Annotated in this window: 21 protein-coding genes; 10 read left to right on the top strand and 11 right to left on the bottom strand. The window is 74.6% G+C overall.

The annotated features are described in order from the left end of the window. The first annotated feature begins 173 nt into the window (after positions 1 to 173). Both AB0L74_RS18385 and AB0L74_RS18380 read left to right on the top strand, forming a co-directional pair. The gene (locus AB0L74_RS18385) at positions 174 to 1,079 is read left to right on the top strand and encodes a sigma-70 family RNA polymerase sigma factor (RefSeq protein ID WP_365652708.1); all 906 of its coding nucleotides are present in this window, start codon (positions 174 to 176) and stop codon (positions 1,077 to 1,079) included. Positions 1,080 to 1,164: 85 nt separating this feature from the next. Continuing rightward, positions 1,165 to 1,995 carry a pentapeptide repeat-containing protein gene (locus AB0L74_RS18380; protein ID WP_365652706.1) on the top strand — a complete coding sequence of 277 codons (831 nt, stop codon included), beginning with the start codon at positions 1,165 to 1,167 and terminating at the stop codon, positions 1,993 to 1,995. Here the strand turns inward: AB0L74_RS18380 and AB0L74_RS18375 are convergent. After that, positions 1,957 to 3,489 (bottom strand): cytochrome P450, encoded by a 1,533-nt coding sequence (locus AB0L74_RS18375; RefSeq protein WP_365652703.1) that lies wholly within the window; start codon positions 3,487 to 3,489, stop codon positions 1,957 to 1,959. The genes AB0L74_RS18380 and AB0L74_RS18375 overlap by 39 nt on opposite strands. A 228-nt stretch (positions 3,490 to 3,717) precedes the next feature. Here AB0L74_RS18375 and AB0L74_RS18370 point away from each other — a divergent pair, with 228 nt between their 5' ends. Next, entirely contained in the window at positions 3,718 to 4,446 is a 729-nt protein-coding gene (locus AB0L74_RS18370) for a DUF2470 domain-containing protein (RefSeq protein ID WP_365652699.1), read from the top strand. A gap of 12 nt (positions 4,447 to 4,458) precedes the next feature. Here AB0L74_RS18370 and AB0L74_RS18365 read toward each other — a convergent pair whose 3' ends face one another. Both AB0L74_RS18365 and AB0L74_RS18360 read right to left on the bottom strand, forming a co-directional pair. Then, the gene (locus AB0L74_RS18365) at positions 4,459 to 5,718 is read right to left on the bottom strand and encodes a hypothetical protein (protein ID WP_365652696.1); all 1,260 of its coding nucleotides are present in this window, start codon (positions 5,716 to 5,718) and stop codon (positions 4,459 to 4,461) included. Position 5,719: 1 nt separating this feature from the next. Further along, the gene (locus AB0L74_RS18360; protein ID WP_365652692.1) at positions 5,720 to 6,562 is read right to left on the bottom strand and encodes an alpha/beta hydrolase; all 843 of its coding nucleotides are present in this window, start codon (positions 6,560 to 6,562) and stop codon (positions 5,720 to 5,722) included. A 236-nt stretch (positions 6,563 to 6,798) separates the two neighbouring features. Between AB0L74_RS18360 and AB0L74_RS18355 the strand changes: the two genes are divergently transcribed. Beyond that, on the top strand, positions 6,799 to 8,631 hold the full coding sequence (locus AB0L74_RS18355) for an AMP-binding protein (protein WP_365652689.1): 1,833 nt from the start codon (positions 6,799 to 6,801) through the stop codon (positions 8,629 to 8,631). Between the two features lie 230 nt (positions 8,632 to 8,861). Next, complete coding sequence (locus tag AB0L74_RS18350; protein ID WP_365652686.1) at positions 8,862 to 10,109, top strand: wax ester/triacylglycerol synthase domain-containing protein; 1,248 nt, start codon at positions 8,862 to 8,864, stop codon at positions 10,107 to 10,109. Positions 10,110 to 10,217: 108 nt separating this feature from the next. Here the strand turns inward: AB0L74_RS18350 and AB0L74_RS18345 are convergent, their stop codons facing one another. Next, a complete protein-coding gene (locus tag AB0L74_RS18345; protein ID WP_365652683.1) occupies positions 10,218 to 11,288 on the bottom strand; it encodes a mannose-6-phosphate isomerase in 1,071 nt (356 codons plus the stop codon). Positions 11,289 to 11,762: 474 nt separating this feature from the next. Next, positions 11,763 to 13,034 (bottom strand): FUSC family protein, encoded by a 1,272-nt coding sequence (locus tag AB0L74_RS18340; protein ID WP_365652681.1) that lies wholly within the window; start codon positions 13,032 to 13,034, stop codon positions 11,763 to 11,765. A gap of 263 nt (positions 13,035 to 13,297) precedes the next feature. Here AB0L74_RS18340 and AB0L74_RS18335 point away from each other — a divergent pair, with 263 nt between their 5' ends. After that, on the top strand, positions 13,298 to 14,698 hold the full coding sequence (locus AB0L74_RS18335; RefSeq protein ID WP_365652678.1) for an erythromycin esterase family protein: 1,401 nt from the start codon (positions 13,298 to 13,300) through the stop codon (positions 14,696 to 14,698). Positions 14,699 to 14,714: 16 nt separating this feature from the next. Here the strand turns inward: AB0L74_RS18335 and AB0L74_RS18330 are convergent, their stop codons facing one another. Beyond that, positions 14,715 to 15,209: an FBP domain-containing protein gene (locus AB0L74_RS18330; RefSeq protein ID WP_365652675.1), complete on the bottom strand. Its 495-nt coding sequence runs from the start codon at positions 15,207 to 15,209 to the stop codon at positions 14,715 to 14,717. 104 nt (positions 15,210 to 15,313) lie between these two features. Further along, positions 15,314 to 15,943 (bottom strand): PAS domain-containing protein, encoded by a 630-nt coding sequence (locus tag AB0L74_RS18325; protein ID WP_365652734.1) that lies wholly within the window; start codon positions 15,941 to 15,943, stop codon positions 15,314 to 15,316. Between the two features lie 156 nt (positions 15,944 to 16,099). On the opposite strand from AB0L74_RS18325, the gene AB0L74_RS18320 reads away from it, so the two are divergent. Together AB0L74_RS18320 and AB0L74_RS18315 are read left to right on the top strand one after the other, a co-directional pair. Further along, positions 16,100 to 19,288 carry a cytochrome P450 gene (locus AB0L74_RS18320; RefSeq protein ID WP_365652731.1) on the top strand — a complete coding sequence of 1,063 codons (3,189 nt, stop codon included), beginning with the start codon at positions 16,100 to 16,102 and terminating at the stop codon, positions 19,286 to 19,288. 192 nt (positions 19,289 to 19,480) lie between these two features. Next, positions 19,481 to 19,786 (top strand): hypothetical protein, encoded by a 306-nt coding sequence (locus tag AB0L74_RS18315; protein WP_365652672.1) that lies wholly within the window; start codon positions 19,481 to 19,483, stop codon positions 19,784 to 19,786. 72 nt (positions 19,787 to 19,858) lie between these two features. Here AB0L74_RS18315 and AB0L74_RS18310 read toward each other — a convergent pair whose 3' ends face one another. The 4 genes from AB0L74_RS18310 to AB0L74_RS18295 form a co-directional block, all read right to left on the bottom strand. Next, positions 19,859 to 20,887 carry an SDR family oxidoreductase gene (locus AB0L74_RS18310; RefSeq protein ID WP_365652669.1) on the bottom strand — a complete coding sequence of 343 codons (1,029 nt, stop codon included), beginning with the start codon at positions 20,885 to 20,887 and terminating at the stop codon, positions 19,859 to 19,861. Positions 20,888 to 21,335: 448 nt separating this feature from the next. Further along, positions 21,336 to 22,463 carry an FUSC family protein gene (locus tag AB0L74_RS18305; RefSeq protein ID WP_365652666.1) on the bottom strand — a complete coding sequence of 376 codons (1,128 nt, stop codon included), beginning with the start codon at positions 22,461 to 22,463 and terminating at the stop codon, positions 21,336 to 21,338. Between the two features lie 367 nt (positions 22,464 to 22,830). After that, positions 22,831 to 23,487, bottom strand: coding sequence for an HAD family hydrolase (locus tag AB0L74_RS18300; protein WP_365652663.1), 657 nt, complete (start codon positions 23,485 to 23,487; stop codon positions 22,831 to 22,833). Positions 23,488 to 23,518: 31 nt separating this feature from the next. Continuing rightward, positions 23,519 to 24,583, bottom strand: coding sequence for a PHP domain-containing protein (locus AB0L74_RS18295; RefSeq protein ID WP_365652660.1), 1,065 nt, complete (start codon positions 24,581 to 24,583; stop codon positions 23,519 to 23,521). A gap of 139 nt (positions 24,584 to 24,722) precedes the next feature. Between AB0L74_RS18295 and AB0L74_RS18290 the strand changes: the two genes are divergently transcribed. Together AB0L74_RS18290 and AB0L74_RS18285 are read left to right on the top strand one after the other, a co-directional pair. Next, positions 24,723 to 25,532, top strand: a complete 810-nt coding sequence (locus tag AB0L74_RS18290) for an SDR family oxidoreductase (RefSeq protein WP_365652657.1) — start codon at positions 24,723 to 24,725, stop codon at positions 25,530 to 25,532. A gap of 303 nt (positions 25,533 to 25,835) precedes the next feature. Next, the gene (locus AB0L74_RS18285) at positions 25,836 to 26,072 is read left to right on the top strand and encodes a hypothetical protein (protein ID WP_365652655.1); all 237 of its coding nucleotides are present in this window, start codon (positions 25,836 to 25,838) and stop codon (positions 26,070 to 26,072) included. The last annotated feature ends 46 nt before the right edge of the window (positions 26,073 to 26,118 follow it).

Below are 26,118 nucleotides of genomic sequence, written 5' to 3'. Positions count from 1 at the left end.
GGACTCATGAGCAACAAGCGAAGGGCTTGGACACCATGACAGAAAAGACTCCCAGCACCGCGGACGAAGGGGCGTCCGCCCGAAGGGCAGGCGGACGGGAGTGTGACGACAGGCCCCAGGCGGCGGGGGAGGGGGAGAGCGCGGGCGGGGGAGAACGGGTGAGGGGAGACCACATGGGCGGCAGGGAGTCACTGGCCGAACGGTTCGAGGGACACCGCGGGCAGCTGAACGCGGTGGCCTACCGGATGCTCGGCTCGCTGGCCGAGGCGGAGGACGCCGTCCAGGAAGCCTGGCTGCGGCTGAGCCGCACCGACGCGGCCGGTGAGGCCGACGGCATCGACAACCTCGGCGGCTGGCTGACCACCGTCACCGGCCGGATCTGCCTGGACATGCTCCGCACCCGCACCGCACGCCGCGAGGAGCCGATGGACGACCAGACCGCCGTCTTCGTCCCGGACCCCCTGCTCCGGCCCCTCCCGCACGACGACCCCGAGCAGGAGGCGCTGCACGCCGACGCGGTGGGCATGGCCCTCCTGGTGGTCCTCGAAACCCTCGAACCGGCCGAGCGGCTGGCGTTCGTGCTGCACGACATGTTCGCCGTGCCGTTCGACGACATCGCCCCGGTGGTGGAACGCAGCCCGGCCGCCGCCCGCCAGCTCGCCAGCCGCGCCCGGCGCCGGGTGCGCGCCGCCACCCCGGCCGCCGACCCCGACCTCGGCCGGCAGAAGAAGGTGCTCGACGCCTTCCTGGCGGCCTCGCGGGAGGGCGACTTCGACGCGCTGCTCGCCCTGCTCCACCCGGACGTCGTCCTGCGCGCCGACGCCGGGGCCGTCGTACGGGGCGCCGCCGCGACCAAGCTGGTCCGCGGCGCGCGGGCGGTGGCGGAACAGGCGGCCATGTTCTCCCCGTTCGCCCATGCCGCGCGGCCGGCGCTGGTCAACGGCGCGATCGGCGCGGTCACCGTCATCGAGGGGCGTCCGCTGGCGGTCATGGGCGTCACCATCGCCGACGGCCGGATCACCGGCATGTACATCCTGGCCGATCCGCAGCGGCTCGCCCGCCTGGACCTGCCGGCCTGAGGCGCGGCCCGCCGGGGCCGCCGGTACGAGACGGCTCCGGCAGGCCCGCGGCTTTTGCGACCTGCGCATTCCCTATGATGACGGCATGTCGGATCAGATGGCGGACCGGGAGACGCTGCGCGGCGACTGCGCGCGGTGCTTCGGGCTGTGCTGCGTCGCCCTGCCGTTCGCCGCCTCCGCGGACTTCGCCAAGGACAAGAGGGCGGGCACCCCGTGCCCCAACCTCCGGGAGGACCATCGCTGCGGCATCCACGCGCGGCTGCGGCAGCAGGGCTACAGCGGCTGCACGGTCTACGACTGCTTCGGCGCCGGGCAGCGGGTCTCGCAGGTCACCTTCGGCGGCCGGGACTGGCGGTCCGGCCCGCCCGAGCACGCCCGCCGCATGTTCGACGTGTTCCCGGTCGTCCGTCAGCTGCACGAACTGCTGTGGTACCTGACCGAGGCGCTCACCCTGCCGGCCGCCCGCCCGGTCCACGCCGAGGTGCGCCGCGCCCGGCAGCGCACCGAGCGGCTCACCGGCGGCACCCCCGAGGAACTGGCCGCGCTGGACGTGGCCGCGCACCGGCAGGAGGTGAACGTCCTCCTGCTGCGCGCCAGCGAACTGGTCCGCGCCGGTACGCGCGGCCGGAAGAAGAACCGCCGCGGCGCCGACCTGATCGGCGCCCGCCTCCAGGGCGCGGACCTGCGCGGCGCGGACCTGCGCGGGAGCTGTCTCATCGCCGCCGACCTGACCGGCGCGGACCTGCGGGGCGCAGACCTGATCGGCGCGGACCTGCGCGACACCGACCTGACCGACGCGGACCTGACCGGCGCGTTCTTCCTGACACAGCCTCAGGTCAACGCCGCCCGGGGCAGTGCCGGAACCCGGCTGCCGGAGTCAGTCACCCGCCCCGCGCACTGGACAGCGGGGCGCTGAGCCGCCGTCGCGGGCGGCCGGTTCCAGGGGCGGCGGCGTGACGTTCGGGGGCCGCCGGTCCAGGTGCAGCCGCAGCCCCTCCGGCATCAGCGTCAGCCGCTCGGTGATCCGCAGCCGGTAGCCGGGATCGGGCCGCAACTCGTAGCGTCGCAGCAGCAGCCCGAGGACCAGCGTCGCCTCGTGCAGCGCGAACTGCCGCCCGATGCAGGCCCGCGCACCCGTCCCGAACGGCTTGAACGTGTGCGGGGGCCGGGACCGTACGGCCGCGGCGTCGAACCGGCCGGGATCGAAGCTCCCGGCGTCCGGGCCCCACACCTCCGGATCGCGGTGCAGCATCGGCGTGAGCACGAGCGCCCAGGCACCGCGCCGCATCGGATGGGTACCCGCCAGCACCGTGTCCTCGCGCGCCTCCCGGGCGAAGGCCGGCGCGGTCGGCCACAGCCGCAGCGTCTCGTCCAGCACCCGGCGCACATAGCGCAGTCTGGCCACCTGCTCGTAGCCCGGTGCCGCCGTGTCCCCCCACACCCGGTCGACCTCGGCGCGGGCGCGGGCCGCGACCTCGGGATGCCGGGAGAGGTAGTGCAGGGCGAAGGAGAGCGCGCCCGAGGTCGTCTCGTGGCCCGCGACCAGGAAGGTGATGACCTGACGGCGGACGTTCTCGGGCGACAGCCGCTCTCCGGTGACGGGGTGGGCCGTCTCCAGCATCCGGTCCAGCAGGTCCCCCTGGCCGCGCGCGGTGCGGCGGGCGCGGACCAGGTCGTCCACCGTGCGGTTGAGGTAGGCGATGTCGGCCGCGTTGCGGCGGCTCGAGCGGCGCAGCAGCCACGGGGCCAGCGGCGCCGGCACGGTGGCGAGCCGCTGGGCGTGGGAGAGGGTGCCCACCATCGCGGTGACGAAAGGATGCGGGCGGGAGCGCTCGAAGGAGCCGAAGTCGTGGCCGAACCCGGTGCGGGCGATCGTCTCCAGGGTCAGCCGGGTCATGTCGCCCGGCACGTCCACCGCCCGGCCCGCCGCCTGGGCGCGGTCCCAGTGAGCGGTCAGCCGCTGCGCCACGTCCAGCATCGTCCGGTGGTAACCCGCCATGGCCTCGCGGCTGAAGCCCGGGGCCAGCACGTCGTGGGCGAGCTGCCAGTTCGGTTCGTGGTCGTACGCGGTGAAGAGCCCGTCCCCGGCCACCGGCCGCAGATTGGCCACCCCGAGGCCCACGTGCTTGGCGAAGCGCGCCTCGTCGGCCAGGTCGGCCACCAGCCCGGCGCCCCACACGAACACGAACTCCCTGCCGAACGCGCGGCGGCGGAAGATGGGGCCTAGTTGCCGCGCGTGCCGCAGGGAGTCCTGCACGGGCGTGCGCCCGCTCGCCCCGAGCACGTCCCCGAGCAGGGGGAGCCGGTACGGGGGGCGGGGGATGCGGTGCAGCTCGGGCCAGCCCGGTCCGGCGCCGCGAAACCCCCTCGGCACTCCGTCCCCGGCCGGCCCTTTCGTCGTCCCCGCCATGACGCGATCCCCTTCGATCCAGCGGTTCGTTGCGACACCCGTCCCTGTCGCACACGGGTTCAACAGCGCGCTTCAGTCTCGTCCGGTCGCTGAATCGGCGTCAACAGTGCGGGCGCGGCCGCGGACCGGGGCGGGCGCGGGCGCCGCCGGCTCAGAAGAACGCGGGGCGTGGTTGGCCTCACCCCCGATCTCCGATAGGTTAGGCAAGGCTTACCTAAGGAGGATGGGATGGGTGACAACCACACCTGGACGGCCGAGCCCACCGCGGCGCAGCGGGCCCGCTCGGTGATCGCCGCCGCGTGGTCCTGCGCGGTGGCCGCGGAGGGCGGGCGCGAGGAACCGGTCGGGGCGCACACCGTGACCGAGGACGGCAGGCTGTTCCTGGACGTGCCCGAGGACAGTCCCTTGCTCGCGGCCGCCCTCTGCGCGCCCCGGGGCGAGCCGTCCGCGGTGGTGGAGTTCGCCGACGTCGCACCCGTCCCGGTCCGCAACCGCATCCGCGCCCGGCTCTGGCTCGCCGGTCAGCTGGCCGTCGCGGACGGCCGGCTCGCCTTCCAGCCGACGCGCGTGGTGCTGCGGCAGCAGTCCGGTGCCGTGGTCGTCGGCCTGGACGAGTTCGCCGCCGCCGCGCCCGACCCGCTGGCCACGGCCGAGGCCCGGCTGCTGACCCACCTCGCCGACTGCCACGGCGACGCGGTCGAGCGCCTCACCCGGCTCATGGACGCCGGCAGCCTCTACGGCGCGGTCCGGGTACGCCCGCTCGCCGTCGACCGGCACGGCCTGACGCTGCGCATCGAGCGCGTCCGCGCCCACGGCGACGTACGACTGCCCTTCCACGCGCCCGCCGACACCGTCGCCCAGCTCACCGAGCGCGTGCACGTGCTGCTCACCCAGGCCGCCGCGGCCTCCTGCCCCCGGGCCCTGCTGCACCAGCGCACCGACGGCGAGAAGCCGTAGGACTCTCGTCGGCTAGACCGCGCACGGCGTGCCGAGGATGCCGGTCATCACCGAGTGGACCGGCCTGCCGTCGAGCAGCCTCCCGAGTTCCTCGACGCCGCGCCGTCGCTGCGCCGGGGTGAGCGAGAGGTGGTGCTCGATGCGTTCGTTGAACGTCCGCCGGTACGTCGTGTAGAGCTCCTCGTCCTCCCGGATGCGACCGGCCAGCTCGACGAGAGCCGCCGTACCGGCGAAGTCGTCCTCCGGGAGCGGGTGGCACGGCACCACGTCCGAGAACCGGCCCCCACTCCGGCCGAACAACGTGCCGTCCAGTGCCCGCATGGTGAAGACATGGGCGTAGTGCTGCTCGTGGATCGCCAGCGGAAGCCGCCCGAGGGCGATCGATTCGTGAAGGGCCGTGAGCCCGGGAGTCATCAGGTAGTCCGCGGTGCTCGCCACCGCCTGGAGCAGCTCGCGCTGGCGCAGGAACCGGCAGTCGGCCCGCCCGCCCGCCGCCGCGACGGTCCGCTCCCGGCCCTCGCCGAACGGGCCGCCGCAGACCAGGACGCGACGGAACCGGGGCCAGTCGCGCAGCAGGTCCGGAATCCACCGGAGCAGCAGGCGCACGTAGTCGTCGTTGACGTCGAAGTCCAGGAGGAAGTTCTTGAACCCGCCGATGTTGATCAGCAGGTCGTGTTCCGGCTCGGCGGTGAGCGCGACCTCCCGCAGTCCCGCGATGTCGACGATCGAGCCGGTCAGGTGTATCTCGGGACCGTCGTCCAGAGCGGCGAACTCGGCGGCCCGGTCGGGGACGCCGGGGAAGTTCTGTACGACGCTGTGTGCGGCGAGCAGGTGCGCCGCGGCGATCCGCTCGTGCGGGGAAAGGCGGGCCAGGTGCCGGTCGGCGGCCGCGAAGCCGGAACGCGGCATGGTCGCGCACAGCTCGTGGATCCTGGCCGGCGGCCGCGCGAGCCGCCAGAAACTGAACAGGCTGTCCACCATGGTCACGGGCCGCCGTGCCACGGCGGACCGGAACACCAGTTCGGCGTCCATGACCGAGATCACGTGATCACACCCCCGCAGCAGGTCGTCGATCATCGCCGACCTCGCCTGCTCCGGCATCCCGCCGGTGTCGCACATGTCGTCGAACGCGTCGGGGTTGCGCCGGGCGAAGACGGCGGCGACGCCGTCTCCGACGAACACCCGCTCGTGCCCACGGAGCGGCCGGGAGACGGCGACGAGTTCGGCGACCGGGCCGAAACCGCAGTTCTGCGCCCCCATCACGATCCGCACGTCACCGCCCTCCGCCGGTCGTCCCCCGCGGACGGCCCGCCGCGCCGGGTGCGGCGGTGAGCACCTCGGCGAGCTGCTCGGCGAAGTCGGCGGGATACCGCGCGTAGCCGACATGTCCGCCGGGGAACAGCTCCAGGTGGCGGCCGAACCGCTCGGCGAGGAAGCGCGCGGGGCGGTGCACCAGATCCCCGCTCGAGGCGTGGCCACCGGCCCACACCACCTTGTCCGCCACCCCCTCCAGTGCGGTGAGGTCGGGCACGAAACGCGTGAACGGCCGGACGAAGTGGGTCAGGAAGAAGTCGGTGTTGTCGTGCACCTCGGGGAGGGCAGGCGCGGGCCGGCCGCCGTGGAGGGCTTGCAGCTTGGTGAGGGCCGGGGCCACGCCCTCACGGCGATACGTCGCGCAGACGTCGTCGAGGAGCGCCAGGTGGTGTGCGGCGTCCGGCAGGACGCTCAGGACGGGTGGCTCGTGGGCGACGGTCAGCCCGATTCGGTCCGGGTGGCGGATCGTGAGTTCCAGCGCGATGAGCCCGCCCGAGCAGCTCCCGAAGACGTACGCCGGTTCCCCCGGGCCGGCCAGATGCCCGATCAACCGGTACGCGTCGTCGGCGTGATCCTCGACCCTCTGGTCCACCGGGGGGCCGTCGAGCACGCTGCGTGAGTTTCCGCGCGGGTCATAGGTGACGACACGGTGGCTCGCGGCCAGGACGGCGGCCAGGCGCTTGAACACCGCCGCATCGGAGTTCCCGCCCCCGATGAGCAGCAGAAGAGGCCCTTCACCTCGTACGTCGAAATAGATCTCCGCGCCCGGCACCGCGAGCGTCCCGCTGTCGAAGGGGTTCATCACACTCCAGTGGGCGAAACCGTCGTGATGTCGCAGCGTCGCACACGGAACACGGACCGTGCAGGGCGCACACGAGTCGGACCGCCCGCTTCCCCCGCCTCCGCGGCCGCGTGTGCTTCCCACTGCTCCCGTGCGCCGGTCTCGTGGCCGGACGCACCGGGCATACCGCCCACGTCAGTCACCTCCGAAGGGGGCCGCCCACGGTCGCCGTGTGTCCTGAGGCAAGGAGGCCCCGGTTGGCGGGCATCGAAGACGTGCGGAAGATCCTCCGTGACCTGGGAATCGAGGAAGAGCTGCTGCACGAGGACGCGCGACTGCGTGCGGATCTCGGACTCGATTCCGTCGACCTCACGCAAGTGCAGGTGGACCTGGCCGATCGCTTCGCCACGCGCGTCGATCTCTGGACCGCGCACGACTGCACCCTGCGGCAACTCGCCGGCATCCTCGGCGAACGCCGACCCGGCGCGGGGGCTTGCCGGGAGTACCGCGATCGCGGCTGGTGGCGCCCGGAGTTCCTGGACGACCTCGTGCTGAGCACGCGCGTGCACGCGGGCCACCGTCCGGCACTGGTCGACGCCGACCGCACCTTCACCAGGGCCGGACTCGAAGCGGCGGTGTCCGGCTGCGCCGCCCGGCTGGCGCACACCGGCATCCGGCCCGGCGAGACCGTGCTCGTGCAACTACCCAACCAGGCCCGCATCGTCGTTCTCGTACTCGCGCTGATCAGACTCGGCGCGCGCCCGGTCCTCGCCCTTCCCGCCCTGCGCGAGCACGAACTCGCGTCCGTCCTCACCGCGTTGACGCCGACAGCGCTGGCCGTGCCGGCCCGGCACCAGCGCTTCGACCACCTGCGGCTGGCCGGGAAGCTCCGCGAGCGGCATCCCTCTGTACGGACCCTGCTCGTCGCGGGCGCCGCCGATCCGTCCGCCGGCCAGGTGGACATCGACCGTCTCATCGAGGCCGGTGACCCGCCTCCCTCGCATCCGGACCGGTACCCCTCGGACACCGCCCTCTTCCTGCTGTCGGGCGGAACCACGGGCGCCCCCAAACCCATCGCCCGCACCCATGAGGCGCTCGGCCATGCGATCCGCAGCGCGGCGGCGGTCTCGGGACTGACACCGGAATCGGTGTTCCTGGCCGTCCTGCCCGTGACACACGGCTTCGCCTTCTCCAGCCCGGGGATCCTCGGCACGCTCGCCCGCGGCGGCAAGGTCGTACTCGCCGCACCGGACGACGCGGCCGCGGCCATGGCGCTGATCGAGCGGGAACGCGTCACCCACTGCGCGCTCACCCCGGCGCTCGCCCGGCAGTGGCTCGTCGCCCGCGCCGCCCTCGGCGGCCACGACCTGTCGAGCCTGCGGGTCCTCCAGGTCGGCGGGGCCCGCCTGGACGAGGCCACGGCCGCCCGGCTGGCCGGCGCCTTCGACTGCCGGATCCAGCAGGTGTACGGCATGAGCGAGGGACTGCTGAACTTCACCCGGCTCGATGATCCACCCGAGGTGGCGTTCACCACCCAGGGACGGCCCTCCTCGCCGGGTGACGAGACCCTCGTGGTGGACGGCGAGGGCCGGCCCGTCGCCGACGGCGACATCGGCGAACTCCTGATCAGGGGCCCGGGAGTCATCACGCGGTACCACGGCGGCGTGGCAGCCGCGTCGTTCACCCCCGACGGCTTCTACCGCACCGGCGACCTCGTCCGCCGCCACGCGTCCGGGAACTTCGTGGTCGCCGGGCGCCTCAAGGACGTGATCAACCGCGGTGGCGAGAAGATCCCGGCGGACGAACTGGAGGCGCTGGTACTGGCGCACCCCGGGGTACGGGCCGCCGCGGCCGTCGCGATGCCGCACCGTGTACTGGGGGAAGCCGTCTGCCTGTACGTCGTGGGCGGCGACGAGGGAGCACCGTCCCTGCGGGAGATCCGCGGGCACCTGACGGACAGCGGACTGGCCCGGTTCAAGCTGCCCGAACGGCTCGTCGAGGTTCCGGCGCTCCCCTTGACCGCGGTCGGCAAGACGGACAAGGCACGGCTGCGTGCGGACATCACGGCCCGGCTGGCCGGCGAGGGCTGACGTGAGCGGGTTCCCCCCTTCCAGGCGATGCTCCGCCCGTTTCCTGACACCGGGGCCGGGCGTTGTTCTCAGGGACCGCGCCCCGCGCCGGGGACGCCGGTCGATGGGGCCCCGAGGTCCGCCAAGGACCCCAGGGTCCCGGGGGAGCGGCCCGGACAGGCTGAGGGGCCGGGACGACGAGATCGCCGGGGCGCCGGACGCGGGACGGCCCGCCCCCGAGGAGGGCACGCATGACTACGCGCCGGACACACGTCACCGGGCCGGTGGACCGTTTCTTTCTCCGGCACGGCACCGCCTGCGGATTCGTGCTGGACTTCGACGGGCCGGCGCCGCCGGGCGAGCGACTCGCGGCACGTGTGCTCGAGCGGGCGGCTTCGCACATACCGCTGCGCTCGCTGCCGCCCCCGCCCGGCCGGCACCGGTGGACCCTGCGGCAGGAACCGCTGTGGGGCGACGCGCACGTGCGCCGCGTCGCCTGCTTCGACGCCGGCGGCGCGATGACCGCGGCCGTCGCGGCGCTCCTGGACGAGCCACTGCCCCAGCCCCCGCACCCTCCCTGGGACGTGTGGCTGCTCCACGTCCCCGGGAGGGTGCGCTTCCGTATCGTCTACCGCGTCCATCACGCCCTCCAGGACGGCGCGGGCGCGGCACACACCATGCTGGCCCTCCTGTCCGACCGGGCGACGCCGGGACCTCGGACGCACCGTGCCGCCCTGCCCACGGTGGCGGGGGCGCTGCTCGCCGGACGGTCCTGCCTGGCGGCACTGCGCCCGGCCAAGGGCTGGAACGTCCTGCGCCGTGCGCCGTCGCACCGGACCCGGTGGGCCTACGCGGACGTGCCCGAACCCCGCCTGCGCGAGCTGGCGAGGCGGTACGGCGCCACCGTCAACGACGTGTGCCTGGCGGGGCTGGCGGGCGCGCTCGGACGCTGGTACGGCACGCTGCCGGAGAACCGGCCGGTCCCGGAGCTGACGGTCCTGTTGCCCATGTCCGTGCGCCAGGACCACCAACGGCACGCGCCGGGCACGTCGACCACGGCGCATCATCTCGCTCTCGCCTGCCACCTCCCGGACCTGGAGCAGGCCGTGCGCCACGTGCACCGGCAGACCCGGCCGGTACGCACCCACCGGGTCCGCGACGTGTACCGGTTCGCGCTGGGACTGCTCCCGGCGGCGCTGGGGCGCCACGCCGCCGGCGCCCTGCTGGGCGGGAGAGGGGCCCCGCTGGTCGTCAGCAGCATCACCCTGCCCGCCGACTTCACCTGCTTCGGCGGAAAGCTGAGCGCCGCGTCCCTGATCTGCGACCTCTACGGCGGCCGGCTGGGGTACCTCTCCTTCACCCGCGCCGCGGGCGTCGTCCGGTGCGGTCTCGTCCACGATGACGCGCTGCCCTACGCGTCGGCGGTTCCCGGCCTGTGGCGCGAGGCCCTGGGGGCGGGTGCCGCGGCAGACCCCGTCGGACCGGAACGGTCCGGTTGACCGGCAGCCGTCCCGGGCGCGGGCCTTCGCCCGGTGCCGTACGGCGGGGGCGGGCGGCCGGGGCAGGCCCCTCGGGGCGGCGGGAAGGCCAGTGGAGGGCAGGAGAGATCAGGAGAGGTCAGGAGAGCTCTCGCCGAGTGCGGCGACGGCGGCCGGGCCGTACCCCGCGTCGGTCAGGGGCCGGCGGATGTCGCGGTCGAGGTCGGGCAGGTAGCCGACCAGGACGTCGGCGGGACCGTGGAGCCGCGCCCGGCCGAGGGCGGCCGGGAGCAGCACGGTCTGTGCCCGGCCCAGCTCCCGCCGCGGGCCCCCGCAGGTGAACGAGGCCGGTGCCCCCGCGTTGCTCAGGACCTGCGCGGTGGTGAAGGTCTGGTCCAGCACGGCTCCGGCCCGTACGCGCCGGCGCTCCAGGGCGAAGTACGGGCCCGCGCACAGGATCACCCGGTCGACGCCGTCGTCCACCGGCAGTCGCAGGCCGGGGACGAAGTCGGGCCGCGGGCCGGGCTTCCACTGCTCCAAAAGCGCCTCGATGTTGACGTGCCACTGCTCGTCGTCGAGCGCGGACCCGTCCTCCATGCGGTGACGCATGGCGTGCTCCTGCACGTCGGAGGTCTGCTCGATCTCGTACACGAGCGTGCCGGGACCGAAGCTGTGCACGGTGCCCGCCGGGACGTACAGCGTCTGACCGGCACGCACGGGCAGGCGGCGCATCACGGCGTCGAAGTCCTGCTCCAGCAGGGCGCGCCGCAGCGCCGCGCGGTCCACACCGGGCTTCACACCGGCCAGCGCGGTGGCACCGGGGTCGGCCTCCAGGATGTGCCACGCCTCGGTCTTGCCGTTCGGCTCCCCCTGCTCCCGCGCGGCCTCGTCGTCGGCGTGCAGGTGGACCGGCAGCGCACCGGCCCCGTCGATGAACTTCGTCAGCAGCGGAAACCGCGGCCCCCGCCACCCCCGGCCCACCAGCCCCTCCGGGTCCCGCTCGGTCAGCTCGCGCAACGACACCCCGGCCAGCGGGCCCTCCCGCACCCGCGCCCCCTCACCGTCGACATCGCTGACCTCCCATGTCTCGGCGATCCGGCCCGCGGGCAGGCCGGTACGGCCCAGCCGGTCCGCGATGGCCCGGCCACCGAAGACGTGCTGCTTGACGGGCGTGGTCAGCCGCAGTGGATACCAGTCCATCGCCAACCCCCTACAGGACGGGCCGTCCGCCGGTGACCGCCGCGCGGGCCCCGCGGACGTGACCGTCCCGTCCGGTCGTTCCGGGCGGCGTCCGGTGCTGTGCGGGCTGGGTCACGTGCGCTCCTGCCGACGCGTGCGAAGGGCCACCCGTAGGGAGTCCGCCACCGCCGCGGGCCGGCGGTGAGGTCCGGGGGCCTCATGTCCGGCTATCCGCTTCCGGATGTTTTCATTCCTCTTCTTCCGGGGCGGACCGTCCGCCCCACCCGCCCCGCCACCGTCGGGCGCCGGCGGCAGCCTCGCCGGTCCCGTCCCGTCCGCGCCGGGCGAGAGAGCCGGGCGGGGCGGCCCCGGGTGCGCGCCGCCCGGTCCACCGGGGACGGGCGGGGCGCCTGCCCGGTGATGCGCCGCCACGTCGGCGGCGTCACCAGAGGGACGGAGACCCGCCCCGCGGTCCGGCGGACCCGCCGCCGCCCGTCAGGCAGAACGCTGCGCGGTGGCTTCCCGGTTCCGGCGCGGACGCCGCCGGCGCCGTACGCGGCGCAGCCGGTCCCGCAGCCCGGTCAGCCGGGGCCGGCGGGCACGCTGCTCGCGGGTGTGACGGTCCAGTTCCTCCAGCAGGCGGCGCGAGCGGTGTTCGGTGTCCATCTCGTCCAGGATGCGGTTGACCTCGGTCAGGACGGCGCCGTGCAGCTGCCACTGCCGGGGGTTGCGCCGCACCTCGTCCAGCAGCAGGTCGGCGAGTTTGTCCCGAGTGATCGCGGCCTGCCGCAGCTCGGCGGAGAGACGTTCCTCCGCGGACTCGGCGTTCTCGCTGACGCTGGTGGTGACCAGGACCGCGAAACTCACCACGGCATCGGCGATCTCGGACAGCAACTGCTCGACGGTGGAGCCGATCTCCGGCGGGAGCAGGGCCTCCGGTTCGCGTTCCTTCGCCAGGTCGGTGAAGGTGCGCGCGAGTACCCGCAGGACCACCGTGCAGATCTCCAGCGTGTCCAGCCCCGTACGCAGCACCACCCGGTGCAGCAGCCCCTCGCGCACGCGCGGGTTGAGCCGCAGACTGTCCTCCGCCTGCCGCAGCGCCTCGTCCACCTCGACGATGGCGTGGTCGAGCCGGCGGGCCTCGTGCAGCCGCTCCGCCGCGCGGTGGTACAGCGTGTGGCCGGCGGCCTCCTCGCCCAGGCGCAGCATCAGCTGCCGCACCCGCCGGGCCAGTCCCTCGATCGACTCGCCGGCCTGTTCCACCCAGACCGGAGGCGCCAGGAGCAGGTTGAAGGCCAGGCCGACGACCGCCCCGATCAGCGTCTCCACCACCCGGGCCCAGGCCAGCGCCCCGTGCGCGGTCACCCCGAGCACCAGCATCGCGCTGATCGCCACCTCGGCGACGAACTCGTGCGCCCGCACCAGGTGCCCGACGCCCAGCGCCGCCACGATCACCAGGGCCAGGCTCCACCAGCTCAGCCCCACCACCACGCTGAAGGCGATGGCGACCAGGACACCGGCCACCACCGCGTTGACGCGGCGGACGCTCATCTTGAGCGTCGCGTACAGGGTGACCTGGACGACCAGCAGCGCGGTGAGGGGCGCGGTGAGCGGCGCCGCCGACTTGTCGGGGGACAGCCGCACCGCGATGACATAGGCGATCGACGCCGCGGCGGCCGAGCGCAGCGCCTGCACGACCAGGGGATCCCGGTACGCCTTCCGTGCCGCCCGCGCGGCTGTTTCGACCCTCTCACGTAGATCACGCATCCTCGGGCTGTTCCCCTTCCCCAGGCGCATCGAACGTATCCGGACAGGACGGTAACCGGACGCAGGAGATCCGGAACGTTCCCGCGCCCGGCGGACGTGCGGCCGAAACGCCGTGGCGCCTGGTGGGCGGGGCTTTGGGCAGCCGTCTCGGTGGCCGGAACTGGACCCTGAGGAAAACCTCAGCGATCTCGCCGGGTTGTCCGCACCCCAAGACGGAGGCTGTCCGCATGGCGGTCGCGGTGACCGCCCGGCAGCCTTGGACCATGCGCCATCACACCCAGCGACACCGGACCCGGACCACCCTCGTCCCGCTCGCCGCCCTGGCCGTCCTCGGCACGGCGGCGGCCGGCACCGCGGCCGGGGCGGCGCACCCGGCCGCCTGCCCCGCGGCGGTGGCCGGCCCGCACGCCGGGTCCGCCACGGCGGCCGTGGCGGCCCTGGACCGGGCCGCCCACCCGCTGCGCACCGTCGAGCCGGGCGGCGGCACCCGCGACCTGCGCCCCCTGGACCGGATGATCGGTGACGCCCGTGTCATCGGAGTGGGGGAGGCCACCCACAGCTCGCATGAGTTCTTCGCCCTGAAGGACCGCCTCTTCCGCCACCTCGTGGAGACGAAGGGATTCCGCACCTTCGCCCTGGAGGCCCCCTGGAGCACCGGCCTCAGACTGAACGACTACGTGCTGCACGGCGAGGGAGACCCCCGGCGGATCATGCGGGAGGAGTTCCAGCGCGACTACCTGTGGTGGAACAACACCGACTACCTGCGCCTGGTCCAGTGGATGCGGGCCTACAACCTCCGCCATCCCGGCGACCCCGTCCGGTTCATGGGCGACGACATCGCCTGGACCGGGCCCGAACTGTACGACGAGGTCACGGACTACGTGGCCGCGGCCCGCCCGGCGCTGCGCGATCGCTTCGAGGAGCTGTACCGCGGGCTGCGCCCCACCGTGGCGACCGGGGCGTACATCGAGCGGTACCTGGGCAGGCCGTACGCCGAGCGCGTGGAGATGGCCGACCGCACCGGTGAGGCGCTGCGGCTGCTGGCACGGCAGGGGCCGCGCGGGGATCGCGACCGCGAGGCGTACGACCGGGCCCTCCAGTACGCCACCGTGATCGACCAGACGGCACGGCAGTACGCCTTCGACCTGGCGGACCCCGCGCAGATCGCCGCGGCCATGCGCTACCGCGACGAGGCGATGGCCGCCAACGTGGCCTGGTGGCACCGCCACACGGGTACCAAGGTGCTGCTGTCCGCGCACGACGCCCACATCGGCTACGAGCCGGCGGACCCCGCCCACTACCCGAAGACGCAGGGCGCCTTCCTGCGCGACCGTCTCGGCGCCGGATACCTGAGCGTCGGGGTCACCTTCGCCCGGGGCTCGTTCAACGCCACCGGACCCGACGGCGCCATCCGGCGCTGGACCCTGGGCCCCGCGGACCCGGGCGGCAACGAACGGACGCTGGACCGGGTACGGCACCGCGACTACGTGGTGGATCTGCGCACCGTCGCCCCGCCCGCCGGGGACTGGCTGCGGCAGGCCCGGCCGACGCGCGGCATCGGCACCGACTACCCGGACGGCCCGTACGACGTCGCGCTCGCCCGCAGTCACGACGTGCTGATACACCTGCACCAGGTCCGGGCGGCCACACTGCGCGACCGGTGACCGCCGCCCGGGCCGGTCAGGCGGACAGCTTGTCGAGGAAGGCGGCCAGATGGCCGGTGGTCCGCGCGATCTGTTCCTCCACAGTGAGGCTCTCCTCGAAGCGCGTGCCGGTCTCGGGCACCTTCCTGCCGCGCAGGTACAGAGAGCACGCGAGGTCGGCGCACATGTACAGACCGACCGAGTTGCCCTCGCGGCCCGCCGGTCCGGCCTTGCGCGCGGTCATCAGAGAGACGCCGCCGCGCGGATGCGACGTCAGGCACAGCGAGCACATGCTGCGCTGGAGCAGGCCGCGCCGGGCGGGCTGGAAGCGCAGGGCCACCCCGACGAGCCGGTCCCCGCGTTCGGTGACCAGATAGCTGCGGTCGGGTGCCCCGGGATCCCGCCAGCCGAGGAAGTCGAGGTCGTCCCACGGCCGTTCGGCGAGATCGCGGGGTATGGCCAGACGTCCGGCCTCGCCTTTTGAGCAGTTGATGAAGGAGCCGCGGATGTCCCGCTCGGTGAGGGGCCGCATGAGATGCCTCCGGGGTCGGTGGGGAAACGAAAACCTAGGGGCCCTAGGTTCGCTCACGGTAACCAGCCACCCGGGGAGCGGGCCAATCGATTTCCACCGGCGTCTCAGGGGGCGTCCCCGGGCTCCGGCGGCCAGACGCCCGGGGCGAGCACACCGAGCGCGTAGGCGCGGGCGACCAGTTCGGTGCGGTTGGCCGCGTTCCACCGCGCGGACAGGCGGCGCAGGTGGTACGTCACCCCGTCCGGCGTCAGTCCGGTCTCCCGGGCGGCGCGCGCCGTGGTGGCGCCCCGGGCCAGCAGGGCGAGGATCCGCACCTCCACCGGCGAGACCCGCACGGGCGGCTCGGCCCCCGGCCGCCGCTCGCCCCGCACCCGCAGCATCACCAGCAGCGCGGGCGTGTCGTCCGCGGTGTCACTGACCGGGTCCGCCGTCAGCTCGCCGTACCGTTCCCCGCCGCCGGGGGCCGGCCAGCGCACGGACACCTGATAGCGGGAGCGGTGCCGCAGCCGCAGCGCCTGCGCGATCCGCTCCACCTGGCCGGCCTCCCGCGGGCTGAACAGCTCCAGCACGCCCCGGCCGCGCAGCCGCCCCGGTGTCGTGCCGCACTCCGCCGCCATCGCGGGGTTGGCCAGCAGCACCGCGCCGTACACGTCGCACACCGCCACCGGCACCGCGACCCGGTCGAAGAGCGTCAGGGCCCGGTTGCGCCAGATCACGGCACCCTGCCCCTGCATGTCCACGCGCACCTCCTGCCACGGGGCGCCGCCGCACACAAGGGCGACACGCCCGCGGGCACTACACAATCATGTAGTGCGGCGGGACGGCCCGCGGGGTCCGGTCGATCAGGCTGGAGCGCAGTACGTCCGTACCGTGAAAGGCAGTTGACGCGCATGCCCCCCACCGCGCCGCACCCCCGTCCCGCAGCCGGCACCCCCGAGGTGCCCGTCGTCGACATCTCCGCCACCGGCCCCGGCCGCACCCCCATCCAGCAGGTCATGGGCCTGATGCGGGAGCACGGTCCGGTCCTGGTGCGCAGGCTGCACGGACGGGACACGCTGTTCGTCGCCGACCTTCGCCTCGTGACCGACCTCGCCGACGACGAGCGGTTCGCCAAGCACATCGGGCCCGCCCTGGAGAACGTCCGCGAGTTCGCCGCCGACGGCCTGTTCACCGCGTACAACGACGAACCGAACTGGGCCAAGGCGCACGACATCCTCATGCCCGCCTTCGCGCTCGGTTCGATGCGGACCTACCACCCCGTGATGCTGACCGTGGCCCGGCGGCTCGTCGACAGCTGGGACCGCGCCGCCCGCGCCGGGCGGCCGGTCGACGTACCCGACGACATGACCCGGATGACCCTGGACACCATCGGGCTGGCCGGATTCGGCTACGACTTCGGCTCCTTCACCCGCGACGAGCCCCACCCCTTCGTCGCCTCGATGGTCCGCTGCCTGGAATGGAGCATGACCCGCCTGGCCCGCACCCCCGGCCAGGACCACTCGGCGGCCGACGCGGCCTTCCGCGCCGACGCCGCCTACCTCGCCCGGGTCGTCGACGACGTCATCGCCTCCCGCACCGGCACCGACCAGCGTGCGGCCCGCGACCTGCTGGGCCTGATGCTCACCGCCGAGCACCCCGCCGACGGCACCACGCTGGACGCCGCCAACATCCGCAACCAGGTCATCACCTTCCTCATCGCCGGCCACGAGACGACCTCCGGCGCGATGTCCTTCGCCCTGTACTACCTCGCCAAGCACCCGGCCGTGCTCCAGCTCGTCCAGCGCGAGGTGGACGAGCTGTGGGGCGACCAGCCCGACCCCGAGCCGACGTACGACGAGGTCGGCAGGCTCGCCTACACCCGCCAGGTCCTCAACGAGGCGCTGCGCCTGTGGCCGACCGCCGCCGCGTTCAGCCGCCACGCCCTGACGGACACGCTGCTGGGCGGGCGCGTCCCGCTGCGGGCCGGACAGGGCGTCACCGTGCTCGCCCCGATGCTCCACCGCCAGCCCGTCTGGGGCGACAACCCCGAGCTGTTCGACCCCTCCCGGTTCACCGCCCAGGCGGAGGCGGCCCGCCCGGTGCACGCCTTCAAGCCGTTCGGCACCGGTGAACGCGCCTGCATCGGCCGGCAGTTCGCCCTCCACGAGGCGACGATGCTGCTGGCGATGCTGGTCCACCGCTACCGGCTGCACGACCACGCCGGGTACCGCCTGACGGTGAAGGAGACCCTCACCCTCAAACCCGAGGGCTTCACCCTCACCCTCACCCGCCGCACTCCCGCCGACCGCGCGCACCCCGCGCTACCCGGAGCGGCCACCGGGAAGGGCGCCGGGACCGGGGCCGGTACGGCGGCCGCTCTGCCCGCCCGCGTCCGCCCCGGCACCGGCGCGCTGTTCCTGCACGGCAGCAACTACGGCACCTGCCGCGAGTTCGCCGCCCAGCTCGCCGACGAGGCCGCGGCGCTCGGCTGCACGACCGAGGTGGCGCCGCTGGACGCGTACGCGCAGGGGCTGCCCGCCGACCGCCCGGTGATCATCACGGCGGCGTCCTACAACGGCCGCCCCACCGACGACGCCACCGCGTTCGCGGCCTGGCTGGAGGGCACGGCGGACCTGTCCGCGGTGACGTACGCCGTACTCGGTGTCGGCGACCGCAACTGGGCCGCGACCTACCAGCACGTCCCGGCCCGCATCGACGACCGCCTCGCAGCCCTGGGCGCCGCCCGGCTCCTCGACCGCACCGCCGCCGACGCCTCGGGCGACCTCACCGGCGCCGTCCGCGACTTCACCGCCCGGCTGCGCACCGCCCTGCTGGAGCGGTACGGCGACCCGGACGCGACCGCCACGGCCGCCGGACCGACCGCGGCCTACGAGGTCCGCGCCCTGACCGGCGGCCCCCTGGACGCCCTCGCCGAGCGGCACGGCCTGGTGCCCATGACCGTCACCGAGACCCGCGACCTGACCGCCCCCGGACATCCGCGCCGCAAGCGGTTCGTCCGCCTGGCCCTGCCCGACGGTGTCACCTACCGCACGGCCGACCACCTGGCCGTCCTCCCCGCCAACGATCCGGCCCTCGTCGAACGCGCCGCCGCCGCGTTCGGGGTCGGCCTCGGCACCGTGCTGGACATCCGCCCCACCCGCCCCCGCCGCGACGGCCTCGCGGTGGACCGCCCGCTGACGGTGCGCGAGCTGTTCACCCACCACGTGGAACTCGGGCAACGCCCCACGCCCGACCGGCTCGCCGCCCTCGCCGCAGCCAACCCCTGCCCGCCCGAGCGCGCGGCCCTGGCCGCCCTCACCGACGATCCGCGCACCCTCGTCGAGCTCGTCGAGGACCACCCCGCCCTGCGCGGCGCCCTGGACTGGTCGGCGCTCCTGGACCTCCTCACCCCGCTGCGCCCCCGCCACTACTCCATCTCCTCCTCACCCGCCGTCAGCCCCTCTCACGCGGACCTGATGGTCTCCGTGCTCCAGGCCCCGGCCCGCTCCGGCAAGGGCCTGTACCGGGGCACCGGATCCGGCCATCTGGCCGCCGTCCGGCCCGGCGACACGGTGTACGCCCGCGTCCAGCCGTGCCGGGAGGCGTTCCGCGTCGACGCCGCCGACACCCGCGCGCCGGTCGTCATGGTGGCCGCGGGCACGGGCCTGGCCCCCTTCCGCGGGGTGATCGCCGACCGCGTGGCCGCCCTCGCCGCGGGCGCCTCGCCAGCCCCCGCCCTGCTGTACTTCGGCTGCGACGCCCCCGGCGCCGACTTCCTGCACGCCGACGAGCTCCGCGCCGCCGAGGCCGCGGGAGCCGTCTCCCTCCGTCCCGCCTTCAGCGCCGCTCCCGAGCGCGGCATCTCCTTCGTGCAGCACCGCATCGCCGCCGAGGCCGAGGAGGTGTGGGCCCTGCTGGACGCCGGTGCCCGCGTTCACGTCTGCGGCGACGGCGCCCGTATGGCACCCGGCGTGCGGGAGGCGTTCCGTACGCTGCACCGCAAGCACACGCCCGGCGCAGACGACCAGGCCGCGGCGGAGTGGCTCGACGGGCTGATCGCGGCCGGGCGGTACGTGGAGGACGTGTACGCCGCCGGATGACCGGGCGGCCGCCGGGCGCCGCCCGGCCGCCCGGGGGAGCCCCTGGGGGAGCCGTTTGGCTCATCCCATGGATCAAGTAATGGTCCAAAGGCGCGTCCGGTGCCCGCCCGCGCCCCGCCGACGTTTCGCCGGCCGTGCGCGGAGGTACTCGGTGGCGCCCCGACGACCGACGCGACAGCAAGGGAGTGCGCCGTGACCGACCACCGCCTCGAGGGGCCGGGTGAGAACGGGGTCCCCATTCCGCGGGACATGCCGGACCAGCAGGCAGACGCCGGTGAGGACCCCTGGGAGGTCGCCCCCGGCCTCGCGGCCCGCCGGGGGCACACCGGTGCGGACGACGAGAGTCCGGACGACGACAGCGCCGACGCCGCGGAACCGGCCGACGCGGCCGTCCCCGACGTACCCGACACGGACGAAGCGGGGACGGGCCGCCAGGGGGCACCCCACTCCGGTTCTGTGAACCCCGACCACCCCGTGCCCGACGAGTCCTCCGGCTGACCGCGGGCGCGCGGGGCGCCGTCCCCCGCGCCCGGCCGGCTCCGGCGCGGCGGCGGTCAGCCGGCCTTGCGGTCAGCCGACCTTGCGGCCCCGCATCGGCACGGTCTGCGCCCCCGCGCCCTCCTGAAGGCCCTGGAGGAATTCCCGCAGCACCTCCGTCGCCGCGCGCTCCGGCCACCAGTCGAGCTCGGTCCGCGCGCGCGTCCAGTCCATCAGGGGCAGCCTCAGCACCGCGTCGAACAGATGCGGCGAGGCGGGCAGCAGGTGCAGGCCCCACGCGGCGGCGATCGCCGAGCGGGCGGCGGAGCGGGGCAGCCGCACCCGGCGGGTGCCGAGCATCTCGCCCAGCAGCTCGGCGTCGACCGGTGGATCGGCCGCCAGGTTGAACGGGCCCCGGACGTCTGAGCGGACGGCGAGCCGGTAGGCGCGCGCCGCGTCGTCGGTGTGCAGGGCCTGAACCCGCAGCCCCGGCACGTCCGGCAGGAAGGGCAGCAGCTCGGGACGGGCCAGCGGGCCCGGCAGGAAACGCCCGCCGAAGATCCGGCGCTGCTCGCTCGCCGACTCCCGCTTGAAGAGGAACGCGGGCCGCATCCGGACCACCCGGATGCCGGGATGGTCCCGCTCGAAGGTGTCCAGGGCACGCTCCAGATACGCCTTCTCCCGGCAGTAGGCGGCGTCCGGCCAGCCGTGCGTCGGCCACGACTCGTCCACCGGGTGGTCCTTCGGCCCCGGCGAGTACGCGCCCACCGACGACGCGTGCACCAGGGCCGGCACTCCCGCCGTGGCCACCGCCTCGAACACCCGGATGGAGCCGAGGACGTTCGTCCGCCAGGTCGTCGCGGGGTCGTGCGTGGGCTGGAACGCCCAGGCCAGATGCACGACGGCGTCGGCGCCCGAGAAGTGCCCGACCAGATCGGCGTGCTCGGAGGCCACGTCGACGGCGGCCCAGTCCGTCTTCGGAGGCGACCAGTCGGGGAGCCGCCGGGCCAGGCCCAGCACGGATCCCACCTCGGGGTCCTCCGAGAGCAGACGTACGACACTGGTGCCCACGTTGCCGGTGGCGCCCGTGACCACGATCCTGCTGCCCGTTCCGCTGCTCACTGCCCGCTCCTCTCGGCCGTCGGTGCGGCGGGATCACCGGGTACCCCCGGCGTCCCCGATCCACGCGGGGCGCGCCTGAACGCCGGAGCGGGCGGCGGGCGGAGGACGCACGGAGGATGCGCCGGTGCGGCCGGAAAGACCGGGAAAGGCAGGTACGGCAGGGAGGGCCGGTACGGCGGGAAAGGGCAGATCTGGCGGGAAGAACGGAGAAGAGAAGAGCCCCGACCGGACGGGGGGATCACGGTCGGGGCCGTTCGGGGTGGGACACGGATGGCGGTCGCCTCTCGGCGAAAGGCTCCACAGGGCTTCAGCCGAACGATCGTCCCTGTGGGCTGTTGATGAGGCCCGGGGACACTGTCCCATCCGTACCCACGCCCTGTTCAACGGGGAGCGGGGCCCGCGTGTTCCGCGAACTGTCCCGTTGTGGGGTGATCCGCGTCACTCCGCGTCACTGGTCCCGGGTGTCCGGTACGGTCTCCGCCCACAGGTTCTCCGCCTGGAGCAGCAGAGTGCCCAGCACCGCCGCCCGCGCCGCCTCCTGCCCGGCGTGTTCCCGCAGTCCCTCCTGCAACCGCAGGTGCAGTTCTTCCAGCGCCGCCTCCGCCGGGCCCTCGGCAGAGGTGTCCGGCCCCGCGCCCAGCAGCCGGCCGGCGTCCGCGTGGCAGGCGTCACCGATCAGCTCCAGCAGCCGCGCGTACAGCTCCAGCACCGGCCCCTCGGGCGGAGCCGGGGTCCGGTTCTCGTCGGCCGCCACCGCCAGGGTCCGGATCAGCGCCGTCATGTGCCCGGTGACCCGGCTCCACCGCTGGTCCTCCTGCTCGGGCGGCACCGCCGCGGGGGCGCGGTGCAGGGCACGCAGCGGGCCGTACGTCAGCCGCAGGCTCTCCTGGCTCCAGCCGCGCGCCGAGCGCAGCGCGTCGAGGCGGTGCTGCAACCGCGTGGCGGCGCTCGACCAGCCGGCGGCGGTCTGCGCGTCCCACGCGCACTCCCGCAGATCGGCGGCGACGGAGTGCAGGACGTCACCCGTGTCGCGGGCGAGCGCCGCGAGGTTCTCCCGCACGTCGCGCAGATGGATCGGAGGCAGCACCAGCGCGTTGACGGCGACGCCGATGACCGCGCCGAGCGCCGCCTGCCCGACCCGGTGCCCGACCGCGGAGGCGGAGACGGCGCCGGAGGCCAGGGTGAACACCGCGGTGGTCGCCGCGTAGACGCCCTGCTGGCCGAAGCGGTGCCAGTTGGCGGCCAGCATCAGCAGCGGCAGGCACAGCGCGAGCGCGCCCGTGGTGTCGTCGGTGACCGCCTGGGCCCCGGACGCGACCAGCGTCCCGGCGCACATCGCGGTGAACAGCTGCGTCGCCTGCCGTACCGAGCTGTACACGGTGGCCTGCACCAGCACCACCGCCACCCAGGGCGCCATCAGCGCCATGGGATCGCCCATCCAGAGCTGTGCCACGCACCAGGCGAGCAGTCCCGCCCCGGCGGCCTTCAGCGACTGCACGACCAGATCGCGCTCCCGGCCCGGCCCGTGCCACGCGGCCCGCGCGGCCCGGCCCACGGCGACCGCCTCCCGCCGCACCGTGTCCGCCGGGCGTGCGCCCCGGACCGCCTCGCGGAGCCCGCGCGCCCAGGCCGGCCCGCCGTCCGCGCCGTCGGGAGTGTCCGCACTGTCCGGGCGTTCCGGCTCCGGGGGCCCGGCGTTCCCGGGCCGGTTGCCGCCGGCCGGCCGATCGCCGGCGGGCCCGGCGCCGGCCGCCCGAGCGCCCGGAGCCCCCGAGTCCGCCGGCCGGCCGTCGCCGGCCGCCGCTTCGTCCGCGTCCCCCCGGTTGGGTACCGCACCTCGTGGCCCGGCTCGCCGGGCCGTCCGCCGCACGGCCCGGGCCGTGCGTCCCACCGTCTCCCTCACACGCGTCATAGAGTGCCGGGTTTCCGCGTGACCGGGTGTTTCATGCCAGCGGGCTGTCGGCCAGGGAGGCCAGCAGGTGCGCCGGATCGGCGTAGACCGCGGCCGCGCCCGCCTCCTCCAGGTCGGCGCGCGGGATGCCGCCGCACAGCACACCCACGCAGCGCACCCCGGCCCGGCTGCCCGCCCGCATGTCCCAGACGGTGTCGCCGACGAACACCGCCCGCTCGGCGGGCACCCCGGCCAGTTCCAGGGCGTGTTCCACCGGTTCCGCCGCGGGCTTGCCCGCGTCGACGTCGTCGGCGCTCGCGGTGGCGGTGATCGCGTCGTCGGCGTCGATGGCCCGGCGCAGCGCGCTGAGCTCGGCGCCGCCCGCCGAGGTGGCCAGCACCACCTTCCAGCCGTCGCCGGCCAGGCGCCGCAGCAGCTCTCCGGCTTCCGGCAGCGCGGGCAGCCGGTCGAAGTACTGCCCGTACAGCGCCTTGTGCGCGGCGCTCAGCTCGGCGTCCTGGTCCTGGTCGCGGTCGTCGCCGAGCAGCTGGCCGATGAGGTCCGTGGAGGACAGGCCCACGGCCCGGTGGACGGCGTGCATGGGCACCCGGTGACCGGCCTGCCGGAACGCCTCCCACCACGTCACGACATGCAGATGATTGGTGTCGACGAGGGTCCCGTCGACGTCGAACACGGCCGCCCGTTCCATGCACCGGTCCTTTCCTCGTACTGGTGTCCCGTCAGGGTCGGCCTCGGGTACCACGCCCGCGGCCCGCCACTCCGGACGGCGTCCGGCCTTCCCGGGTCCAGGCCAGCAGGTCCTCCAGCGGCCAGGTGGTGACCACCCGTTCCGGCGGCACCCCGCACTCCTGCGCCCGCGCGCAGCCGAGGATCTGCCAGTCCAGCTGGCCGGGCGCGTGCGCGTCGGTGTCGAGGGAGAACAGCACCCCCGCCGCCACGGCCCGGCGCAGCAGCCGCCTGGGCGGGTCGAGCCGCTCGGGACGGCTGTTGATCTCCAGGGCCGTGCCGGTCTCGGCGCACGCCGCGAACACCTCGTCGGCGTCGAACTCCGACTCCGGCCGTCCCCGCCCGCTCAGCAGCCGCCCCGTGCAGTGGCCGAGGACGTCGGCGTGCGGATCGCGTACGGCCGCCACCATGCGGCGGGTCATCGCGCGCGCGTCCATGCGCAGCTTGGAGTGCACGGACACCACGACGACGTCGAGCCGCTCCAGCAGCTCCGGTTCCTGGTCGAGGGAGCCGTCCTCCAGGATGTCGCACTCGATGCCGGTCAGCAGGCGGAACGGCGCCCAGGTCTCGTTGAGCCCCGCTACCACCTCCAGCTGCTCGCGCAGCCGCTCGGCGGACAGGCCGCGGGCCACCGTCAGCCGCGGCGAGTGGTCGGTCAGCGCCGCCCACTCGTGGCCCAGGCGTGCGGCGGCCCGGCCCATCTCCTCGATCGGGCTGCCGCCGTCGGACCAGTCGGAGTGCAGGTGGCAGTCACCGCGCAGCAGGGCCCGCAGCCGCTCCCCGCCCCGGGGCGCGGGCGCGGACGCCGCCTCGTCCTCCAGCTTCTCCAGGTAATCCGGCCGCCGGCCGGCCAGGGCCTCCCGCACCACCTGTGCCGTCTTCGGGCCGACCCCCTTCAGAGACTCCAGCGACCCGGCCGCGGCCCGCTGCCGGACCTCCGCCTCGGGCAGGCCGGACAGCACCCGGGCGGCGGTGCGGAAGGCGCGGACGCGGTACGACGGTGCCAGGGACCGCTCCAGCAGGAAGGCGATCCGGTCCAGGGCCTCGACGGGATCCATCACCACCTCCTGTGCCGCCTCGCCCCTCCAGGGTTCCCCAGCCTCCGGCGGCCCGCACGGCGGACCTCCCGGTTTGCCCGTGCCGCGCCGGGGTACTGCGATGCCCCGTCATCGCGCCCCACCGACCAGGAGGTCGCCCATGCCCGCCCCCGCCCCGTCCGCCGCCAAGGTGGCCGTCGTCACCGGTTCCGACTCCGGGATCGGCCGCGCCACCGCCGTCCGCCTGGCCGAGGCGGGGATGGACATCGGCATCACCTGGCACACCGACGCCGAGGGCGCCGAGCGGACCGCCGAGGAGGTGCGGGCCCTGGGGCGGCGGGCCGAAACGGCACGGGTGGACCTGTCCCGGCTGCCCGAGGCCGCGGACACCGTCGACGAGCTGTGCGAGCGGCTCGGCCGTATCGACGTCCTGGTCAACAACGCCGGTACGGGCACGGCGACGCCCTACCTCGACCTGACTCTGGACGACCTGCGGCACGTCCTCGACGTGGACCTGGCCGGTCCCTTCCTGTGCGGTCAGCGGGCCGCGCGGCGCATGATCCGGCAGGGCGACGGCGGCCGGATCGTGAACGTCACCTCGGTCCACGAGCACCAGCCGCGGGTGGGCGCCGCGCCGTACTGCGCGGCCAAGGGGGGCCTCGGACTGCTCACGCAGGTCATGGCCATCGAGCTCGCCGAGCACGGCATCACCGTCAACGCGGTCGCGCCCGGCGAGATCGCCACCCCGATGACCGGCCAGGAGGACACCGACCCGCACACCGAGCACCGGCCCGGCGTGCCGCTCGGACGGCCCGGAGACGCCCGCGAGGTCGCCGCGGTGATCGCCTTCCTCGCCGGGCCCGACGCCTCGTACGTCACCGGCGCGTCCTGGAGCGTGGACGGCGGCATGCTGCGGATGGGCCCGATGGCCGGATCGCACCTGACCGGCGACGACTGGCGGCGCCCCTGAAGGGTCCGCCGCGCGACCGCGCACCAGCCCGGCGGCCGCCCCGGCTTCCCTTCGCGTCCGCCGCCGGCGCGGCTTTTGCTACGGGGACCGGCTCGTCTGCGGCGCCGGGCGGCCGAGGTGGCGCGTGCCCCCTCGGCGGTGACGGGGAGCGAGCACGACGGCGGCCGGCCCGGTGGCGTGCCGGCCGCGGGAGTCGAACGCGTCCGCGGGTGTGCCGGGCCTCCTGCGTCGACCCCCGCGTCTTCGGACTTCGCAGATGGTGCGAGACGGACATAATGGTGTGTTGCGCTCTAGGCTCTCTGTATGACCGAAATCGCGAGCCTGCACATCACCCATCCGCGGATCACGGTGCTCGGCGTGCAGCCGGCGAGGCCCCCGTTCCGGATCGTGGAGATCGACGGCCAGGTGGTCGGTGAGGCGAGGACCCTCATCGACGTGCTGGAGGCCGCCGCCGCGTTCGGCATCACGGTCCACGACCTGGACGATCCCGAGTCGGTCCGCTGGGTGGGCGGCGACAAGTTCACCTGGACCCGGCGTTAGGGCCCCTCCGACGGCTACCGCACAGGGCGCGCCCCCCCCCCCGGCA

Source organism: Streptomyces sp. NPDC052020, assembly GCF_040680575.1.
In the GTDB taxonomy this organism is placed as follows: domain Bacteria; phylum Actinomycetota; class Actinomycetes; order Streptomycetales; family Streptomycetaceae; genus Streptomyces.
Note: the sequence above shows the minus strand (reverse complement) of the source record. Positions and strands in the feature narration are given on the sequence as shown.

Coding starts and splice junctions, on each gene's coding strand:
- AB0L74_RS18285 (WP_365652655.1), top strand. CDS start 25,836: ATGACCGAAATCGCGAGCCTGCACATCACCCATCCGCGGATCACGGTG.
- AB0L74_RS18345 (WP_365652683.1), bottom strand. CDS start 11,288: ATGGACTGGTATCCACTGCGGCTGACCACGCCCGTCAAGCAGCACGTC.
- AB0L74_RS18340 (WP_365652681.1), bottom strand. CDS start 13,034: ATGCGTGATCTACGTGAGAGGGTCGAAACAGCCGCGCGGGCGGCACGG.
- AB0L74_RS18300 (WP_365652663.1), bottom strand. CDS start 23,487: ATGGAACGGGCGGCCGTGTTCGACGTCGACGGGACCCTCGTCGACACC.
- AB0L74_RS18385 (WP_365652708.1), top strand. CDS start 174: ATGGGCGGCAGGGAGTCACTGGCCGAACGGTTCGAGGGACACCGCGGG.
- AB0L74_RS18295 (WP_365652660.1), bottom strand. CDS start 24,583: ATGGATCCCGTCGAGGCCCTGGACCGGATCGCCTTCCTGCTGGAGCGG.
- AB0L74_RS18335 (WP_365652678.1), top strand. CDS start 13,298: ATGCGCCATCACACCCAGCGACACCGGACCCGGACCACCCTCGTCCCG.
- AB0L74_RS18330 (WP_365652675.1), bottom strand. CDS start 15,209: ATGCGGCCCCTCACCGAGCGGGACATCCGCGGCTCCTTCATCAACTGC.
- AB0L74_RS18325 (WP_365652734.1), bottom strand. CDS start 15,943: ATGCAGGGGCAGGGTGCCGTGATCTGGCGCAACCGGGCCCTGACGCTC.
- AB0L74_RS18375 (WP_365652703.1), bottom strand. CDS start 3,489: ATGGCGGGGACGACGAAAGGGCCGGCCGGGGACGGAGTGCCGAGGGGG.
- AB0L74_RS18360 (WP_365652692.1), bottom strand. CDS start 6,562: ATGAACCCCTTCGACAGCGGGACGCTCGCGGTGCCGGGCGCGGAGATC.
- AB0L74_RS18290 (WP_365652657.1), top strand. CDS start 24,723: ATGCCCGCCCCCGCCCCGTCCGCCGCCAAGGTGGCCGTCGTCACCGGT.
- AB0L74_RS18350 (WP_365652686.1), top strand. CDS start 8,862: ATGACTACGCGCCGGACACACGTCACCGGGCCGGTGGACCGTTTCTTT.
- AB0L74_RS18380 (WP_365652706.1), top strand. CDS start 1,165: ATGTCGGATCAGATGGCGGACCGGGAGACGCTGCGCGGCGACTGCGCG.
- AB0L74_RS18320 (WP_365652731.1), top strand. CDS start 16,100: ATGCCCCCCACCGCGCCGCACCCCCGTCCCGCAGCCGGCACCCCCGAG.
- AB0L74_RS18370 (WP_365652699.1), top strand. CDS start 3,718: ATGGGTGACAACCACACCTGGACGGCCGAGCCCACCGCGGCGCAGCGG.